General features: G+C 74.2%; 16 protein-coding genes, 1 tRNA gene and 1 pseudogene. 8 read left to right on the top strand and 10 right to left on the bottom strand.

Translation table 11 applies throughout. The features are described 5' to 3' along the window. Positions 1-9 precede the first annotated feature (9 nt). The 3 genes from AB0F71_RS24045 to AB0F71_RS24035 all read right to left on the bottom strand — a co-directional run bounded on the left by AB0F71_RS24045 (position 10) and on the right by AB0F71_RS24035 (position 2,330). Positions 10-879, bottom strand: coding sequence for an ABC transporter permease (locus tag AB0F71_RS24045; RefSeq protein WP_360237863.1), 870 nt, complete (start codon positions 877-879; stop codon positions 10-12). Then, entirely contained in the window at positions 876-1,868 is a 993-nt protein-coding gene (locus AB0F71_RS24040; RefSeq protein WP_360237861.1) for an ABC transporter ATP-binding protein, read from the bottom strand. Before AB0F71_RS24040 ends, AB0F71_RS24045 begins: the two co-directional genes overlap by 4 nt. 93 nt (positions 1,869-1,961) lie before the next feature. Continuing rightward, positions 1,962-2,330 (bottom strand): hypothetical protein, encoded by a 369-nt coding sequence (locus tag AB0F71_RS24035; protein ID WP_223886012.1) that lies wholly within the window; start codon positions 2,328-2,330, stop codon positions 1,962-1,964. A gap of 337 nt (positions 2,331-2,667) precedes the next feature. Here AB0F71_RS24035 and AB0F71_RS24030 point away from each other — a divergent pair, with 337 nt between their 5' ends. From AB0F71_RS24030 to AB0F71_RS24020, 3 genes are read left to right on the top strand one after another with little or no spacing between them, the layout of a single operon-like run. Then, positions 2,668-4,065, top strand: a complete 1,398-nt coding sequence (locus tag AB0F71_RS24030) for a cytochrome P450 (protein WP_360237859.1) — start codon at positions 2,668-2,670, stop codon at positions 4,063-4,065. Next, positions 4,062-4,907 carry a methyltransferase domain-containing protein gene (locus AB0F71_RS24025; protein WP_360237857.1) on the top strand — a complete coding sequence of 282 codons (846 nt, stop codon included), beginning with the start codon at positions 4,062-4,064 and terminating at the stop codon, positions 4,905-4,907. The genes AB0F71_RS24030 and AB0F71_RS24025 overlap by 4 nt, the downstream gene beginning before the upstream one ends. A gap of 41 nt (positions 4,908-4,948) precedes the next feature. Further along, positions 4,949-5,134: a hypothetical protein gene (locus tag AB0F71_RS24020; protein WP_360237855.1), complete on the top strand. Its 186-nt coding sequence runs from the start codon at positions 4,949-4,951 to the stop codon at positions 5,132-5,134. A gap of 99 nt (positions 5,135-5,233) precedes the next feature. Here the strand turns inward: AB0F71_RS24020 and AB0F71_RS24015 are convergent, their stop codons facing one another. The 4 genes from AB0F71_RS24015 to AB0F71_RS24000 form a co-directional block, all read right to left on the bottom strand. Next, positions 5,234-7,255 carry a carbamoyltransferase C-terminal domain-containing protein gene (locus AB0F71_RS24015; RefSeq protein ID WP_360237853.1) on the bottom strand — a complete coding sequence of 674 codons (2,022 nt, stop codon included), beginning with the start codon at positions 7,253-7,255 and terminating at the stop codon, positions 5,234-5,236. A gap of 328 nt (positions 7,256-7,583) precedes the next feature. After that, positions 7,584-8,093: a hypothetical protein gene (locus AB0F71_RS24010; protein WP_360237851.1), complete on the bottom strand. Its 510-nt coding sequence runs from the start codon at positions 8,091-8,093 to the stop codon at positions 7,584-7,586. Positions 8,094-8,437: 344 nt separating this feature from the next. Beyond that, positions 8,438-8,510 (bottom strand) — tRNA-Lys (locus AB0F71_RS24005). A 48-nt stretch (positions 8,511-8,558) separates the two neighbouring features. Then, positions 8,559-9,347, bottom strand: a complete 789-nt coding sequence (locus AB0F71_RS24000; protein ID WP_360237849.1) for a nucleotidyltransferase domain-containing protein — start codon at positions 9,345-9,347, stop codon at positions 8,559-8,561. Between the two features lie 112 nt (positions 9,348-9,459). On the opposite strand from AB0F71_RS24000, the gene AB0F71_RS23995 reads away from it, so the two are divergent. From AB0F71_RS23995 to AB0F71_RS23985, 3 genes are all read left to right on the top strand, one after another. Beyond that, positions 9,460-10,677 carry a crosslink repair DNA glycosylase YcaQ family protein gene (locus AB0F71_RS23995; RefSeq protein ID WP_360237847.1) on the top strand — a complete coding sequence of 406 codons (1,218 nt, stop codon included), beginning with the start codon at positions 9,460-9,462 and terminating at the stop codon, positions 10,675-10,677. A gap of 10 nt (positions 10,678-10,687) precedes the next feature. Next, entirely contained in the window at positions 10,688-11,449 is a 762-nt protein-coding gene (locus AB0F71_RS23990; protein ID WP_360237845.1) for an SDR family oxidoreductase, read from the top strand. An 86-nt stretch (positions 11,450-11,535) separates the two neighbouring features. Next, on the top strand, positions 11,536-12,231 hold the full coding sequence (locus AB0F71_RS23985; RefSeq protein ID WP_360237843.1) for a tyrosine-protein phosphatase: 696 nt from the start codon (positions 11,536-11,538) through the stop codon (positions 12,229-12,231). Between the two features lie 57 nt (positions 12,232-12,288). Here AB0F71_RS23985 and AB0F71_RS23980 read toward each other — a convergent pair whose 3' ends face one another. Beyond that, positions 12,289-12,753, bottom strand: a complete 465-nt coding sequence (locus AB0F71_RS23980) for an RICIN domain-containing protein (protein WP_360237841.1) — start codon at positions 12,751-12,753, stop codon at positions 12,289-12,291. Between the two features lie 108 nt (positions 12,754-12,861). Between AB0F71_RS23980 and AB0F71_RS23975 the strand changes: the two genes are divergently transcribed. Both AB0F71_RS23975 and AB0F71_RS23970 read left to right on the top strand, forming a co-directional pair. Then, positions 12,862-13,956 (top strand): hypothetical protein, encoded by a 1,095-nt coding sequence (locus tag AB0F71_RS23975; RefSeq protein ID WP_360237839.1) that lies wholly within the window; start codon positions 12,862-12,864, stop codon positions 13,954-13,956. 89 nt (positions 13,957-14,045) lie between these two features. Next, positions 14,046-14,381 (top strand): hypothetical protein, encoded by a 336-nt coding sequence (locus AB0F71_RS23970; RefSeq protein ID WP_360237837.1) that lies wholly within the window; start codon positions 14,046-14,048, stop codon positions 14,379-14,381. A gap of 60 nt (positions 14,382-14,441) precedes the next feature. Here the strand turns inward: AB0F71_RS23970 and AB0F71_RS23965 are convergent, their stop codons facing one another. Both AB0F71_RS23965 and AB0F71_RS23960 read right to left on the bottom strand, forming a co-directional pair. Then, entirely contained in the window at positions 14,442-15,269 is an 828-nt protein-coding gene (locus AB0F71_RS23965; RefSeq protein ID WP_360237835.1) for a TIGR02452 family protein, read from the bottom strand. A 211-nt stretch (positions 15,270-15,480) separates the two neighbouring features. Next, positions 15,481-15,982: pseudogene (locus AB0F71_RS23960) on the bottom strand (RNA helicase); the annotation flags it as partial.

Below are 15,982 nucleotides of genomic sequence, written 5' to 3'. Positions count from 1 at the left end.
GAGGAGGTCTCAGCGGACCCGGGGTCCGCGCCAGCGGAAGGAGAAGGCGGTCAGCACCAGGCCGGCCAGCGACCAGGCGACCAGGACCATGGCGATGTGGCCCAGTTCCCAGTTCCCGGCGGGCTCCACGGCGGTGAAGGAGTCCGGCAGGAAGACCGAGCGGAAGCCCTGGGCCATCCACTTGACCGGGAAGAACGCCGCCACCGTCTGCATCCAGGCGGGGAGTTGGCCGAACGGGAAGAACACGCCGGAGATGAACTGCAGCACCATGAAGACCGGGGTGACGATCGCCGCCGCGGACCGGCTGTTGGGGATCAGCGCCGAGTAGGCGGCGCCGGCCATCGCACAGGCGACGGTGCCGAGCGCGAGGTCCCAGCCGAGGGTGAACCAGCGTTCCGGGGTGCTGGGCAGCGGCAGCCCGAACAGGGCCAGCGCGATGCCGATCAGCAGCACGGCCTCCAGCGCGGTGGTGACGATGACCCGCACCAGCTTGCCGACGAAGTACGCCGACTTGGGCATCGGGGTCATCGCGAGCCGCCGGACGGTGCCGGTGTCGCGCTCAATCGCGATGTTGATCGCGAGGCCGGAGAAGGAGGTGCTCATCACGCCGGCGGCGATGATGCCGGCCATGAACACCTGCTTGAGGTCGGTGTCGGTGCCGGCCACCTTCCCGGAGAAGATCGAGCCGAAGACGACCAGCAGGATCACCGGGAACATCAGGGTGAAGACCAGCGACTGCTTGTTCCGGAAGAACGCGCGCAGTTCGACCTTCGAGCGGGCCGCGCCGGCCCGCCAGATGCCGGGCAGCCGGCCGGTGTGCCGGGCCGCCCGGGGGGTGCCGGTGACCGGGGCGGTCGTGCTGGGCTGGGTGAGGGTCATCGCGTGCCCGCCTCGGAGATGAGCTGGGTGGTGTCGGCGCCGCGGTCGGTGCCGTCGGCGTGCTCCCTGATCAGGTCCAGGTACACGTCCTCCAGGGTCGGCCGGTGCACCCGCAGTTCGGGCAGCTCGCCCACCCCCGCCTGGTGCGCCCACGGGACCAGCGCCGCGAGCAGCGCGGTCGGGGCGTGGGTGCCGATCCTGAGCACGCCGTCCGCGCCCACCGGGGCCGGGTCGGCCCCGGGTGGCAACGACGGCAGCGTGCGGCCGGCCAGCTCCGGCGGAATCCGGAAGGAGACCGTGGTCGGAGTCTGCGTTCGGCCGCCGAACTCGGCCAGCGGCCCGCACTGGACCACCCGGCCGGCGACGATCACCGCGGCGCGCTCGCACAGCGCCTCGGCCTCGTCGAGGTAGTGCGTGGTGAGCACGGTGGTACGACCGCGCTCGGAGAAGTAGCGGACCAGGTCCCAGGCCTCCCGGCGAGCCACCGGGTCCAACCCGGTGGTGGGTTCGTCGAGGAAGATCAGGTCCGGGTCGCCGACGATGCCCACCGCGACGTCGAGCCGACGGGCCTGTCCCCCGGAGAGGTCGGTGCTCTGCTTCTTCTCGTGCTTGCCCAGTCCGACCATGTCGATGACCTGGCCGACCGGGAGCGGGTTCGGGTAGAACGCCGCGAAGTGCTCGACCACCTCACGGACCGTCAGGTCCGAGTAGGCGCCGGTGGTCTGCGGGACCACCCCGATCCTGGCGCGCCAGTCGCGCCGGTCCTCGGCTGGGTCGCAGCCGAGGACCCGCACGTCACCGCCGGTTCGCTGGCGGACTCCTTCCAGGATTTCGACGGTCGTCGTCTTGCCCGCGCCGTTCGGCCCGAGCAGGGCGAAGACCTCACCCTGGTGGATGTCCAGATCCAGACCCTGGACCGCGTGCCAGTCGCCGTAGCTCTTGCGAAGGCCGCGGACTGAGACGGGGTGTTCCCCGACGGCAGTCGCCACTGTGGATCGCTCCTTGGTGGGGTGATCAGGTCGGCCTGGTCATCAGGTCGACCGGCCGGGCGCCTTGCCCGGCTTGCGGGTTTCCCGGCTGGATCAGGTGCAGCAGCAGCACGGGCAGCAGCAGGAGTTGCCGCCGGCCGCGATGTCCGACAGGTCGCCCTCGCTGAGCTCGGCGGTGTCGATCTGCGGGGTCTCCGGGATGTGGAACTCGTAACGGCCGGTCGCCAGACCGATCTCGTACAGCTCGACCTGCACCTCGAGGTTGCCCTCCTGCTCGCCCTCGGCGGCAGTCTGGACGATGACGATCTCGGCGTCGGCCGGGAGCTCCAGGCCGGCCTCGGCGAGGGCGGCGCGGGCGTCGGTACGCAGGCGGGCCGCGTACTCCTCGCTCGACCAGGCGCTGATCAGGGCGCGGGTGTAGCCGTTGACGAACTCGGCCCGCTTCCTCTGGTCCAAAGCCATGAGAATTTCCTTTTCTCTGGTTTCCGGTTGGCCGTCGGCCGGCCTCGGCACTTTCGTGCTTCCCGGCGCTGCCGACGAATGAAGAATGACACGGCCGCAATTGGCCGCCAAGACCTCACTTCCGGTGCCCGGACTAAGTATTGAGCACGTGCGGCCGGTGCGGTAGATTTCAGGCGTCCCGCGCCCTTGAATACGCATCAGAATACGTATCGACATACGCATCCGAATGCGTACCGGGAAATCGACGGGAAATGCGTACGTACGTGTTCGCCGGGCGCGTACGCATTCCGGAAGTCCCGGGTGAGCACCGAGAGGAAACACGGGGGTGGTCCGCACCGTGCCTACGCACACCGTCCCGCCAGGCCCTGCCGACGACATCGACATGGCGCTGATGAGGGAGTCGCCGCTCGACTTCATCACCGGCCTGGCCCGCAGCTACGGCGACGTCACCCGGCACCGTGCCGACGGCGACACCGTCTACCTGCTCAACCGGCCCGAGTACGCCCGGCACGTCCTCAAGGACAACGGCGCCAACTACACCAAGGAGGGCACCCCGGACGACGCCATGCTGCGCCCGCTGCTCGGCAACGGGCTGCTGACCAGCAACGGCGCCGACTGGGCCCGCCAGCGGCACCTCACCGCGCCCGCGTTCCGCCCCACCGCCGTCCGCACCTTCGACGGCATCGTCACCGACGCCACCGCCGGGATGCTGGAGCGCTGGCGGCCCGCCATCGAGGCCGGCACCCCGCTGGAGGTGGACCAGCACCTCACCGCGCTCACCCTCGGCATCCTCACCCACGCCATCCTGGGCGCCGACCTCGACGGCATCGGCGAGGGCTTCGCCCGTGCGGTGGACGCCGTCAACCGCTGCATCGGCCACTACGTACCGACCCCGGACCCGGACCCGGCCGACACCGCCCGCCGGTACGCCGACTTCGGCCGCGCCCGGGTGTTCCTCAACACCGTCACCCGCACCCTGATCGCCGCCCGCCGCGCGGGCGGGGGCAGCACGGGCGGGGGCGCGGGCGGGGGCAGCACGGGCGGGGGCACGGGCGGGGGCAGCACGGGCGGGGGCGCCGCCGGAGCGGGCGGCGACCTGCTGGACACCCTGATGTCCAGCCACCACCTGGTCTCCGACGAGGACCTCCGCGACCAGGTGCTGACCATCGTGATGGCCGGCCACGAGACCACCGCCAAGTCCCTGACCTGGACCCTCTACCTGCTCGACCGCCACCCCGAGGAGCTGGCCAAGGTCCGCGAGGAGGTCGACCGCGTCCTCGGCGGCCGCCCGCCGACCGCCGCCGACCTGGCCGCGCTCCCGGCCTGCCGGCGGGCGATCCAGGAGGCCATGCGGCTCTACCCGCCGGTCTGGCTGATCTCCCGCCGGGCCGTCGGGCCGGACGTCATCGGCGGGTACCACGTCGAGCCCGGCACCCTGGTCTGCGTCAGCCAGTGGGTGCTGCACCGCCACCCCGACTACTGGGACCGGCCGGACGCGTACCTCCCGGACCGCTTCGACGGCGCCGACCTGCCCAGCCACCTCTACCTGCCGTTCGGCGGCGGCGACCGGATCTGCGTCGGCCAGCACTTCGCGATGCTGGAGGCCGTCCTGGTGCTCGCCTCCCTGCTCCAGTCCGTCCGGCTGGAGCTGGTCGAGGGCTTCCCGGTCGAACCCGAGGCCCTGGTCACCCTCCGCCCCAAGCACGGCATGACGATGATCGCGAGGCCCCGATGAGCACGTCCGTACGACCGGTCGGCGGTTCCTACGACCCCGCCCGCACCACCGGCGGCGGCCTCGCCGCCGAACTCGACCGGCTGAAGGCGCAGGCCGCGCTCTCCTTCCCCGAGGAGCTGCGCATCCTGCGCGAGCTCGGCCTGTCCTCGGCCCGCACGGTGCTCGAACTCGGCGCCGGGCCGGGCGCGGTGACCCGCCGGCTGCGCGCCGCGCTGCCCGCCGGCACCGAACTGGTCGCCGCCGACATCGACGGCGAACTGCTCGCCCACGCGGCCGGCCCCGGGGTGACCCTGCTGGTCGCCGACGGCGCCGAACTGCCGCTGCCGGACGCGAGCGTGGACTTCGTCCTGCTGCGCTACGTCCTCCAGCACGTGCCCGACCCGGTCGCGGTGCTCGCCGAGGTCCGCCGGGTGCTGCGCCCCGGCGGCACCGTCGCCGTCACCGAGGTCGACTCCGCGCTGTGGGGCGCCGCCGAGCCCTCGTACCCCGAACTCGCGGGCGTGCACGCCAAGATGGCCGCCGCCCAGCGGGCCGACGGCGGCGACCGCTCGATCGGGCGCCGGCTCCCCCGGCTGCTGCGCGCGGCCGGCTTCGAGCGGCCGGTGCTGCGCCCGTTCGCCACCACCAACGACGACCACCCGACCGACGCCTTCGCCCCGCAGCTCGGCCCGCGGCGCCTGGAGCCGCTGGTCGCCCGGGGCGTCCTCTCGCTGGCCGAACTCGCCCTCGCGGCGGACCGCTGGAACCGCTTCCGGTCGGACCCCGACGCCTGGGTGATGCTGCTCGGCCTCACCGCCGCCGCGACCGCACCCGCGGGCCGCGGACCGCAGGAAACCGCCTGACCGCACCACACCCCTCCCGGAAACCGGAAAGGAACACCTCCATGCACCCCAAGGTGAAGATCTTCATCACCATCTTCTGCTACATCAGCGCCGTCGCCGGCCTGGTCACCGCCGTGATGGACGCCAGCCACAAGCCCGCCGACACCACCTCCGCGGTGGTCGCCGGCGTGCTCGGGGTGGCCTTCCTGCTGGGCGGCCTGGCGCTGACCCGGAAGCCGCGCTACTGACGATGGCGCCCGGAGGCTTAGCAGCGGGAACGGGTCGGGGGGTGGGGCTTCGAAAGCCCCACCCCCCGACCCGTTCGGCGACGGCTCAGCGACCTCTGCTCAGCGGCCCTTGCGCAGCGGGTTGATCACCCCGAACGCCCCGGTCAGCGTGGACGGGTCGACGAAGGAGCCGCCCGGCCCGTGGGTGCGGACGAAGTTGTTCACCAGCCCGGAGAACGACGGGTCCACCTTCGCCCGGTACGCCGCCAGCAGGTTCACCCGCTCCGGCGTGGACAGCTCCTGCTCGGCGCGCAGCTGGTGGCTGCGCGAGAGGTGGTACATGCCCTCGACGGTGTAGCCGGCGTCCAGCCAGCCCTGCCACAGCGCGTCGCGGTCCGCCTCCTGCCCGGCGAAGTGCTCCAGCGCCCGCGGCCGCGGCTCGGTCGGGGCCACGGGCGCCGGCACCCCGGCGGTCGGCACCGGCTCGGCCCGCAGCTCGACCCGCCGCCCGCTCAGATAGAGCACCGAAACGCCCTTGCGGACACAGAAGTTGAGCGCCTGCGCGGCCTGGTCGACGACCGCCTCGGCCTTGTCGTTGAGCGAGGTGTTGCACAGGATCGGCACCCCGGTCGCGGCCCGGAAGGCGTCCAGCGCCCGGTGCAGCCGCGGGTTGGACGCCGCGGTGACGGTCTGGTGCCGGGCCGAGCCGTCCAGGTGGACGATCGCGGGCACCAGCTCCCGCACCTGCGGCCGGACCTGCACGGCCTCCAGCATGTACGGCGACTCGCGGTCGGAGGCGAACCAGTCGCCCGCGTGCTCGGCCATCACCATCGGCGCGACCGGCCGCCACCACTGGCGCCGCTTGTACTCGTTCAGCAGGTCCTTGACCTTCGGCGAGCGCGGGTCGCCGAGCAGGCTGCGGTGGCCCAGCGCGCGCGGCCCGAGCTCGGCCCGGCCGTCCACCCAGGCGACCACGCCGTCCGAGACGTCGGCGACGAAGCGCTCGTCCTCGAAGTCCGTCACCGAGACGATCCACGGCGCGAACTCGGCCAGCGCCTCCTCGGTGTCCAGGACGTCCCGGCCGTAGTACGGGGAGGTGATCCGCAGCCCGGAGCCGTCGAGCGCGCCGGCCCCGTACAGGCCGAGCAGGCCCAGGCCGATGCCCTGGCCGGAGTCGTTGGCGCACGGCGGGGTGACCAGGCCGCGGAAGCCGAAGCGGTCCATCAGCAGGGTGTTGGTGGGGCAGTTGAGCGCGTAGCCGCCGGTGGTGGCCAGGTGGGTGTCCTCGGCGCGGATGCCGCCGACCTCCAGCAGCCGCTCCACGTTGCGGATCGCGACGCCCTCGCAGCAGCGCTGGATCACCTTCATCACGGCGCTGCGCAGGTGGTCCTCGCGGCTGAGCGAGTCGTCCAGCTCCGCGTCGGCGAGCTGCTCCTCGGCGGCGTCCACCACCGAGCGCACCAGGTCGTGGGCGGCCTTCCAGGGCTGGGTCGCCGAGCCGCCGAAGAAGGTGACCCCGGCGATCGCGGCCTCGGCGTCGAACTCGATCGCGGCCGTCGAGGCGGAGGCGAGCGCCATCAGCGAGCCCGGCTCCAGCCCGAACACCGTCTCGGCCGCGGTGTACAGCGGCCCGGGGGACTCCACCGGCTCGAAGGTGATCTCGCCCTGCTTCACCACACAGCCCGCGTACCAGTACGGGTTGGGGCGGCTCTCCTGGGCGTAGTCGGGCAGCGCGTCGATCGCCAGGCCGACGATCTGCCCCTCGCGGAACAGCGGGACGTCCCGCAGCACGCCGCTGAACAGGTGCGCCAGGCTGTGCAGCGGGAAGTCCTCGGCCCCGGCCGGCTTGGGCACCGGCTGCGCCTTCGGCAGGCCGGGCGTGCCCCAAGTGGCGGTGACGTCGTCGAGGGTCAGCCCCTCCTCGGCCAGCAGCGCCGACAGGAAGGCCGCCGAGCGGCTCTCGGTGTACAGCGGCCAGAAATGGTGCTTCTGCCCGCTGACCCGCTCCAGTTCCCAGACCCGGACGAGTTCGACGTCCGCCCCGTCCCGGCGCCACAGCGCGACGTTCTGGTCGTGCCGGACCGAGAAGACCGCACCCGGCCCCGGCGGCGTGAGATAGGCGGAAAGGAAATGCTCGGCCACGGTTACCTCTTATTCCTCGGTCTGCCAGGTTCTGTCAGGACGAGGTATTTTCCGGCCCGTGCGCGAAGGGATGTCCCGGGATTTCCGGTACCCCGCCCGGGCCGGCCGCCTGCCCCCGGCACCAGCGACTACCCGGTCATTCGACCACGCGTGCGGAGGCCCGGTACATACTGAAATCCCCGTTTACGCACGGCCCCGGGCCCGGGCGTACGCATGCGCAGCGGGGGCCCGGCGGCCTCCCGGCAGAACGGCCCGGGCCCCGGGCAGTGGCTGATCCACTGCCCGGGGCCCGGGCCATTGGTGGGGAAGTTCCCGGCGCTCCGGGAGGTCAGGCGCCGGCGTTCGCCCTGGCGTCCTGCGCGGCGAAGAACTCGTCGGCGATCGCCCGGGTCCGCGGCAGCTCGGCGACCGGCTCGCCGATCACCCGCCCCGCCAGCTCCGTGGCCAGCCGGATCACGTCCTCCCGCAGCTCGGCCTCGGCCAGCACCCGGTCCGCCGCCAGCTGCACCTGGGCCTCGGCCAGCATCCCGTCCCGCAGCGCCTGCCCCTCGGCCCGCAGCCGCGCGATCAGCGCCGCCCCCTCCTCGGTGGCGGTCTGCCGGATCGCCGCCGCCTCGTGCCGCGCTGCGAGGAGCTCCGCCTGGAACTCCTCGTACACCCGCCGGGCCTCCGCCCGCGCCTCCTCGGCCCGCTCGACACCCCCCTCGGTGGCGTCCCGCCGCTCCCCCAGCACCTTCTCGATCCGCGGCAGCAGCACCGCTCCGAGGATTCCGAATATCAGGAAGAAGCAGACGAGTCCGATCACCAACTGCGCTGGATCAGGCTTCAAAGGTCCCATGGCCTCATGGTAGTTGAGTCTCCCTCACTCAATCCAGATGGGGGCCTTCACCCCGGTCCGCGCTGGTCGGGCGTGCGTCGACGGCGGGGAGCAGCAGCAGCTCGCCCGGGATCAGCACCATGGCGGTGGTCCCTCCGTCGGAGCCCCGCTTCGACGGAGGGACGGGGACGTGGGTGGCAGGTGGCCCGGAGGGGATGTCTCGGGGGCTCTGTCCCCGCTCCGTCCCCGCTCGGGGGCAAAGGGGACAAAATGACGGCAGCACAAGGCTCCGGCACCGGGCACGAGGAAACGGCAACAGCAAAAAGAGCCAGGTCAGTTGAGGTCTGACCTGGCTCCTTCGTCGGTGGGCCACCAGGGGCTCGAACCCTGAACCTACGGATTAAAAGTCCGCAGCTCTGCCAATTGAGCTAGTGGCCCGCGGCCCTGCGCCCCGGAGGATCCCGGGTGGAGAGGGCCACGGCGATCCTACCCGGTGGGCCCCAGGGCTCCGCCAGTGGATTGGGTGGGCGCGCCGGGTGCCGGGGCTGCGGCCCGGGGCGGGGCGTAGTGGGCGGCGCGGACGCGGCGCAGCCAGGCCTCGGCGGGGCGGGGGTCGGGCGCGTCGGGCAGGACGCCGGGGCGGGAGAGCCGGTCCGCGGCCTCGGCGAGCAGCTGTTCGGCGGTGGCGGGGCGATCGGCGATGCGTTCGCCGAGCTCGCGGACGCGCTCGGGGTCGGGCAGCCGGATCAGGTTGCGGCCGGTGCGGTGCAGCCGGACGGCCTGCTCGACCAGCCGGACGAGGTGCCGGGCGTGCTTGGCGGCCCGCCGGCGGGTGGCCGGGTCGGTGGTGTCCCGGGTCAGCAGCTTGCGGAACTGCTGGTCCGCGTAACCGAGATAGGCCCGGCGGACGGCGGGGGCGCTGAGGAAGCTCGACCGGATCGCGACCAGTTCCCGGCCGAGCGGGGTGGCGGTCTCGTACAGCTCCTCGGGCAGCCAGACCAGTTCGGAGGCGGTCGGGTTGCAGGACAGCGCCAGGCGGCACCACTTGGCGGCCTCGTGCAGGGTGACGTCCGGCTCGGTGGTGACGTGCGACTCGGCCGGGCGGTGCAGGCCGTGCAACTCCTCGGTGGGGACGGCGAACAGCCCCAGCCGGTCGACGTCGGAGCCCGCGTGGGCGAAGCCGTAGGCGGTGGAGCCGACGATGCCGGAGAGCAGCACGGTGCCCGAGAGCAGCACAGTGCCGGAGAGCGGCACGGTGCCGGGTGCGTCGGTCATGCGTCCTCCTCTCGATCACCGGTTCCGCCGGGTACCGCATCCTCCCCGGAACGGGCCGCGCCGGGCGAGCGATTTCCGGTCCGGGGCCCGCCCGGCCGCCGATACTGGGCCCATGGAGCACGATCCCCGCCCGGAAGCCGTCGGTGTCGAGAAGCTGCGGGCCTGGTGGTCGCACCGGCAGTGGCTGGACCGCCCGCACCCCGGCGCGTCCGCCGCCGAGGTGCTGGCCGCGACCGGCTGGGCCCGCTCGGTCGGCGGCGCCGCCCCGTACCTGGGCCTGTTCGCCCGGGCCGGGCTGGGGCGGGCGGCCGTGGACGCGGCGGTGGCCGAGCTCTCGGTGCACGAGCTGCCGTCCGCCCGGGGCTGTACGTACCTGCTGCCGGCCGCCGACTTCGCGCTCGGCCTGGCGGTCGGCGCGGCCGCCCCGGAGGGCGAACTGGCGGCCGCGGCGAAGCACCTGGGCGTCGGCCGGGACGAGGTGGAGCAGCTCTGCCTGGCCGTCGAGCGGGCGCTCGCCGACGGCGGGCCGCTGGATCCGGCCACGATCCGGGCGGCGGTCGGCGACGCCGTCCGGGCGCTCGGCGAGCCGGGCCGCAAGCGCGGCCTGGCCACCACCCTGCCGCTCGCCCTCGGACTGCTGCAGTCGCGCGGCCGGATCCGCCGGGTGCCCGTCAACGGCCGCCTGGACCAGCAGCGTTACGGCTACGTCGGCTGGGACCAGCCGGTCGCGGGGGACGCCGTGGACCTCGCCCGCCGCTACTTCTCCTGGGCCGGGCCGGCCACCCTCGGGCACTTCCGCTGGTTCTCCGGCTTCTCCGCGGCCACCGCCCGCCGGGCCGTCGCCGAGGCCGGCCCGGTGCCGGTCGCCCCCGGTTCGGACCTGCTGCTGCCGCCCGAACTCGCCGAGGAGTTCGCCGGGTTCGAGCGGCCGGCCGAACCGCACTACACCCTGCTGGCCGGCATCGACGGCATCCACCTGCTGCACCGCGACCTGTCCCGGCTGCTCGACCCCGCCGACGCCGCCCGCCCGCTGCCCGCCGGCCGGGCCGGGCGCACCTTCGGCGGCGAGACCGACCCGCAGACCCACCTGGTGCTGGACCGCGGCCGGATCGTCGGCCTGTGGGAGTACGACACCGAGCGGGCCGAGATCGTCCACCAGTCCTTCGTCCCGCCGGACGACGCGCTGCGCGCCGCGGTGGCCCGCACCGAGGCGTTCGTCCGGGACGAGCTGGGCGACGCCCGCGGGTTCAGCCTCGACTCGCCGAGGAGCCGCGCCCCCAAGGTCGCCGCGTTGCGGGAGGCCGCCGCGCGGGGGTGGCCGGCCGGGTAGCGTACGGCCCATGTCGAACACCAGCACCGACGAAGTCCTGCTCGTCACCGGCGCCGGCCGCGGCATCGGCGCCGCCACCGCCCTGCTGGCCGCCCGCCGCGGCTACCGGGTGTGCGTCAACTACCGTACGGACGAGGCCTCGGCCGCCGCCGTGGTGGACGCCGTCCGGGCCGGGGGCGGCACCGCGATCGCCGTCCGGGCGGATGTCACCCGAAGCGCCGAGGTGGAGCGGCTGTTCGCCACCGTGGACACCGAACTCGGGCCGCTCACCGGGCTGGTGAACAACGCGGGCACGCTGGAGCGGCAGTGCCGGCTGGAGGAGATCGACGAGGAGCGGCTGAACCGGATCTGGGCGGCGAACATCACCGGCCCGTTCCTGTGCGCGGCCCAGGCCGTCCGCCGGATGTCCACCCGGTACGGCGGCCGCGGCGGCGCGATCGTCAACGTCGGCTCGGCCGCCTCCCGGATCGGCTCGCCGAACGAGTACGTCGACTACGCGGCGGCCAAGGGCGCGGTGGACTCGATGACCCGCGGCCTGGCGCTGGAGGTCGCGGCCGAGGGCATCCGGGTCAACTGCGTGCGCCCGGGCCTGATCCACACCGGCATCCACGCGCTCGGCGGCGAACCGGGCCGGGTCGACCGGGTCGCCCCGGGCCTGCCGATGCGGCGCGGCGGGGAGCCGGAGGAGGTCGCCGAGGCGATCCTGTTCCTGCTCTCCCCGGCCGCCTCGTACACCACGGGGGCGTTCCTGGAGGTCTCCGGCGGGCGTTGACGGCCCCGGCCGGGGGGCGGGGATTCGGCGAACGGTCCTCTCCGGTTTCCTTCCCCCCGCTCCGTCCGCGCCCGTACCGTGGGGCCATGACCGCTGCCTTCATCGACATCGCCGGTGTGCGCAACTTCCGTGACGCGGGCGGGATCGGCGCCCTGCGCCGGGGCGTCCTGTACCGCTCCGGCTCCCTCCACACGCTCACCGAGGAGGGCGCCCGGAAGCTCAAGGAGCTCGGCCTGCGGACGGTGATCGACCTGCGCAGCCCGTTCGAGCTGGAGGTCTGGCCGGACCAGCGGCACGGCCTCGACCACGAGTCCCTCAACCTGCCGACCCTGCCCGCCAACCGCGAGGACCTCGACCGGCCGTGGCCCGAGGACCAGGCCGCGCTCTACACCTTCATGCCCGAGACGGCCGGCCCCTCGCTGGCCGCCGTGATCCGCCGGCTGGCCGCACCGGAGGCCGTCCCGGCGATCGTGCACTGCGCCGTCGGCAAGGACCGCACCGGCCTCACCGTCGCCGTCCTGCAGTCCCTGCTGGGCGCCTCGGACGCCGACATCACCGCCGACTTCCTGCGCTCCAACGCCGGCCTCGGCCTGGAGGACGGCCCCACCCCGTACATCGACGAGACCGGCACCGAGCGGGTCTCCCGCCCGGTCGACGCCGACCTCATCGCCTCCTCCCTCGCCTGGATCCGCACCCACCACGGCACCGTCCCGGCCTACCTCGCCGCCCACGGCACCACCGAGGCCGAGCTCGCCGCCCTCCGGGCCAACCTCTCGGCCTGAGGGCGGCGGCCCCGGGTCAGGCCCCCGGCCCCGGGGCAGGCCCCGGCTCCCCGGGGGTCAGTCCTGGCGCTCGAACCGCCACCACTGGGTCGGGGCGTCGGTGTCCTCCCACTGCTGGACACCGGCGTCCGTGGCGGTCAGCGGCTTGCCGCTGATGAAGCTGGTGACGGTGTAGGTGCCCGGGGCGTCCACGTGGGCCTCCAGCAGCCACTCCTGGGCGCCGAAGGCGTTGGCGGACCACTGCTGGACGGGAACGCCGTCGTCCGGGGAGGCGCCGGTCACGTCCAGGCGCTTGCCGCTGTTGACGTTCTCGATGTGGAAGAGCGCGCCGCCCGGGTGGACGGCGGTGAGCCGCCAGAGCTGGGCGTCGGTGCCGTCGGCCGCGCCGAGGCGGATCCGGGCGCCGCTGCGCCGGGAGGCCTCCGCGACCTCCAGCAGCAGGCCGCTGCCGACGTTGCGGATCCGGTAGCGGCCGTCGGTGACCGCCCGGTCGGCCGTGCTGTCAGGGGCGCTGTCCGTCATGGCCGCAGTCTCGCACCCATGGCTGACAGCCCCGCCCGCACCCACGGCTGACACCCCAGCTCGCACCCGCGGCTGACAGCCCGGCCGGCTGCGCCTATGCTGCGGCGGATGTCCACCCAGAACGTTCCGCCGACCCGTCAGCAGCCCACCCTCCTGGAGGCGGTGGCCGAGCTGGAGGCGGTGGTCGCGGTCGGTGACGACGAGGGCTTCGGCCCGGCCCTGAGCAGGGTCGGCGGGCTGTTCGGCCCGGCCGACCCGGCCGAGCGGCGGGCGGCCGGCCCCCGGCTGGCCGCGCTGCTGCCGGACGCACCGCCGTTCCCCCGAGCGCACCTGGCGATGGTGGTGGGCGCCTGCGTGGAGTCCGGTGCCGATCCGGTGGCCTGTGCCGGCCCGGTGCTGGCCGGTCTGCGCGGGGCGCTGACCGGTGCCCAGCGGCTGGTCGAGCACTGGGCGCGGACCGGCGGCGGGCCGCTGCCGGACCATGAGGCCGACGATCCGGCCGAGGCGCACGCCCGGATCGAGCACCCGGAACACCTAGACCCCCGGCAGGCGCACCTGGCCGTGGTCGCCTGGTGGACGCTGCACCTGTGGCAGCAGGCCGCCTGGGCGGTGTACGCGCACCCGCCCGTCCGGGCCGAGGCCCGCGCCTCGGGCGTCACCGAGGTGCTGCTGGAGCTGTTCGACCGGTACCGCGGCGAGCGGCACGACTTCAAGGGCCTCACCCACCTGGCGCTGGTGCTCGACGACGAACCGCTGCTGGTCCTCGACCGCCCCACCGGGACCGGCTACCTGCTGCGGATGAGCGGCCTGAGCGACACCTTCCAGCTGCACACCCTGCTCGCCGACGTGCTGATCGGCGGCGGCCACCTGCCCGGCCTCCCGCAGGACCCGGAGGTGGTGGCGCTGGCCCGGACGGCGTTCCCGGACGGCCGCCGGCTCACCGCCACCGGCGCCTTCAACCTGGTCGCCCCGGACGGCTCCTGGCTGTGGAACGAGGGCACGCCCAGCGACGTCCCGCTGCTGGACGGCGTGCGCACCCTGGTGCTGGAGCCGCTGCCGTACGAGCGCAGCTGGTCGGCCGGGCGCTTCCTCCCGGAGGTCCCGGGGGACCTCCGGCTGGAGCGGGTGCTCGACCCGGCGGAGGCGGCCCGGCTGCTGGCCCGCACGGTGCCGGGGGTGCCCACCGCGGCGGCCTTCGGCTGAGTCCTCCGGGGCCCCGGCGGGCCGCTCCGTTCACCGGGTTAGGGTCGGAAGCCGACACGTCCTTACGAGCCCCACGAGTGGAGTCGACGATGGCGAAGGTCCCGAACGCGCTCGCATCCGCCGCGCCCGCCGCGCTGACCGCGGCGAGCGGCCTGGTCGGCGGTTACGGCGTGGCCCGCTGGAGCGGCCGGCGCGAGCTGGGCGGCGCGGTGCTGGCGGTGGCCGGGGCCGGCGCGGCCGCGCAGTGGCGCCGCAGCTCGGGCACGGCGGCCGCGGCGGCGCTCACCGGCCTGTACGTGGCGGCCTTCGGCGGTTCGCACCCACTGGCGAAGCGGATCGGCGCCTGGCCGTCCGTGTTCGCCGTCACCGGGGTGGTCGCGGCGGCTTCGACGGCCGCGACGGTGCTCTCCGCGCGCAAGCGCTGAGCCTCTCCGCCCGCAAGCGCTGAGCCGCCCGGCGCGCGAGCGCCGAGCCGCCCGGCCGGTTCAGGACGGGACGACCGCCGGACCGAACCGGGCCTCGAAGGCCGCCCGGTTCGCCGAGACCGGCGCGCGGTCCCACACCGCGAACACCACCCGCTCGAACGCGCCCCCGTACCGGGCCAGCGCGCCCTCGAAGGCCTCGGCGACCTGGGCCGGGTCGTTGCGGAACACCCCGCAGCCCCAGGCGCCGAGCACCAGGGCGCGGATCTCGTGCCGGGCCGCCGCCGCGAGCACCCGGACGGCCCGCTCGGCGAGCACTCCCCGGACGTCCGTACCGGCCGAACGCCGTTCCAGCTGACCGGCGTTGGGGGCGGGCGAGGTCAGGAAGGTGACCGGGTACGGCCGGGCCAGCAGGCCGCCGCGGCCGTCCCGGACCACCGGCACGCCGGGCGAGACGACGACCCGGTGGCTGTACCGCAGGTCCGTCGAGGCCCGGTGCGCCTCGTAGTAGTCCGGCGCCTCCAGCAGGCAGCTGTACAGCAGCGCGCTGCGGCACAGGTCCTCCTCCTGGGCGCGGGCGCCGCGCAGGTACCCGCCGCCGGGGTTGCGGGCGGAGGCGAAGTTCAGCACCCCGACCGGCCCGGCCGCGACCAGCCGCCGGGCCGCCTCGACGCTGCCCTCGGCCGTGACCTCCACCGGCCCGCCTGCGGGCCCCCGCTCCCCGGCGGCCAGCAGCGCGTCCAGCCCCTCCGGGGAGTACGACACCGTGCCGGCCCGGGCGGCCGCCAACTGCTCCCCCACCTGCACGAGTTCGCCCCCGGCCGTCCGGTAGCTCCCCCGCGCGGCGATCTCCTCGTTCTCCCGTGCCACGTCGTGCAGTCTGCTGCTCATGTCCGTGACGCTACGGGACTACCCTCAGCGCGCGCCACAGGTTATTCTCACTTCCAGAACAACACCTCGGGGGGCGAGCGGTAACGAGGTGTGGGGGGTATCGGGGGAACACGAAGGGCCCGCTCCGGGGGACGGAGCGGGCCCTTCGTGTGTGGTTCAGTCAGCCGGCCGGCGGTCGATCACCGACCGGGCCGCACGACCTCGTCCGAGGTCAGTTCTTCCAGCGCGGCTTGCGGTCGTCGCGGTTGAAGCCGCCGCCGTTGAAGCCACCGCGGTCACGGTCACCGAAGCCACCGCGGTCACGGTTGAAGCCACCGCGGTCGGCCTGCGGACGGCCACCGGCGCGGTGGTCGTCGCGGCGCGAGAACGGACGGCTGTTGCTGCCGCCGCGCTCGTCGCGGTCCCGGCCGAAGGACGGGCGGTCGCCGAAGGAGCGGGCCGGACGGTCGCCGAAGCCACCGGTGCGGCCGCCGCGGTCGTCACGGTCACGGTTGAAGCCGCCCGAGCGCTCGCGGTCACCGAAGCCACCGGAACGGCCACCACGGTCATCGCGGTCACGGTTGAAGCCACCCGAGCGGCCGCCACGGTCGTCACGGTCACGGTTGAAGCCACCGGAACGCTCGCGGTCACCGAAGCCACCGGAACGGCCACCACGGTCATCGCGGTCACGGTTGAAGCCACCCGAGCGGCCGCCACGGTCGTCACGGTCACGG

Origin of the sequence: Kitasatospora sp. NPDC028055, from assembly GCF_040637885.1 — a bacterium.
In the GTDB taxonomy this organism is placed as follows: domain Bacteria; phylum Actinomycetota; class Actinomycetes; order Streptomycetales; family Streptomycetaceae; genus Kitasatospora.
The sequence above is the reverse complement of the archived record's forward strand: the minus strand, read 5'-3'. Positions and strand labels throughout refer to the sequence as shown.

Excerpts from the sequence above, each read along its gene's own strand:
- AB0F71_RS24045 (WP_360237863.1), bottom strand. The coding sequence starts at position 879 with ATGACCCTCACCCAGCCCAGCACGACCGCCCCGGTCACCGGCACCCCC.
- AB0F71_RS24035 (WP_223886012.1), bottom strand. The coding sequence starts at position 2,330 with ATGGCTTTGGACCAGAGGAAGCGGGCCGAGTTCGTCAACGGCTACACC.
- AB0F71_RS24025 (WP_360237857.1), top strand. The coding sequence starts at position 4,062 with ATGAGCACGTCCGTACGACCGGTCGGCGGTTCCTACGACCCCGCCCGC.
- AB0F71_RS24020 (WP_360237855.1), top strand. The coding sequence starts at position 4,949 with ATGCACCCCAAGGTGAAGATCTTCATCACCATCTTCTGCTACATCAGC.
- AB0F71_RS24010 (WP_360237851.1), bottom strand. The coding sequence starts at position 8,093 with ATGGGACCTTTGAAGCCTGATCCAGCGCAGTTGGTGATCGGACTCGTC.
- AB0F71_RS24000 (WP_360237849.1), bottom strand. The coding sequence starts at position 9,347 with ATGACCGACGCACCCGGCACCGTGCCGCTCTCCGGCACTGTGCTGCTC.
- AB0F71_RS23995 (WP_360237847.1), top strand. The coding sequence starts at position 9,460 with ATGGAGCACGATCCCCGCCCGGAAGCCGTCGGTGTCGAGAAGCTGCGG.
- AB0F71_RS23990 (WP_360237845.1), top strand. The coding sequence starts at position 10,688 with ATGTCGAACACCAGCACCGACGAAGTCCTGCTCGTCACCGGCGCCGGC.
- AB0F71_RS23985 (WP_360237843.1), top strand. The coding sequence starts at position 11,536 with ATGACCGCTGCCTTCATCGACATCGCCGGTGTGCGCAACTTCCGTGAC.
- AB0F71_RS23980 (WP_360237841.1), bottom strand. The coding sequence starts at position 12,753 with ATGACGGACAGCGCCCCTGACAGCACGGCCGACCGGGCGGTCACCGAC.
- AB0F71_RS23975 (WP_360237839.1), top strand. The coding sequence starts at position 12,862 with ATGTCCACCCAGAACGTTCCGCCGACCCGTCAGCAGCCCACCCTCCTG.
- AB0F71_RS23970 (WP_360237837.1), top strand. The coding sequence starts at position 14,046 with ATGGCGAAGGTCCCGAACGCGCTCGCATCCGCCGCGCCCGCCGCGCTG.
- AB0F71_RS23965 (WP_360237835.1), bottom strand. The coding sequence starts at position 15,269 with ATGAGCAGCAGACTGCACGACGTGGCACGGGAGAACGAGGAGATCGCC.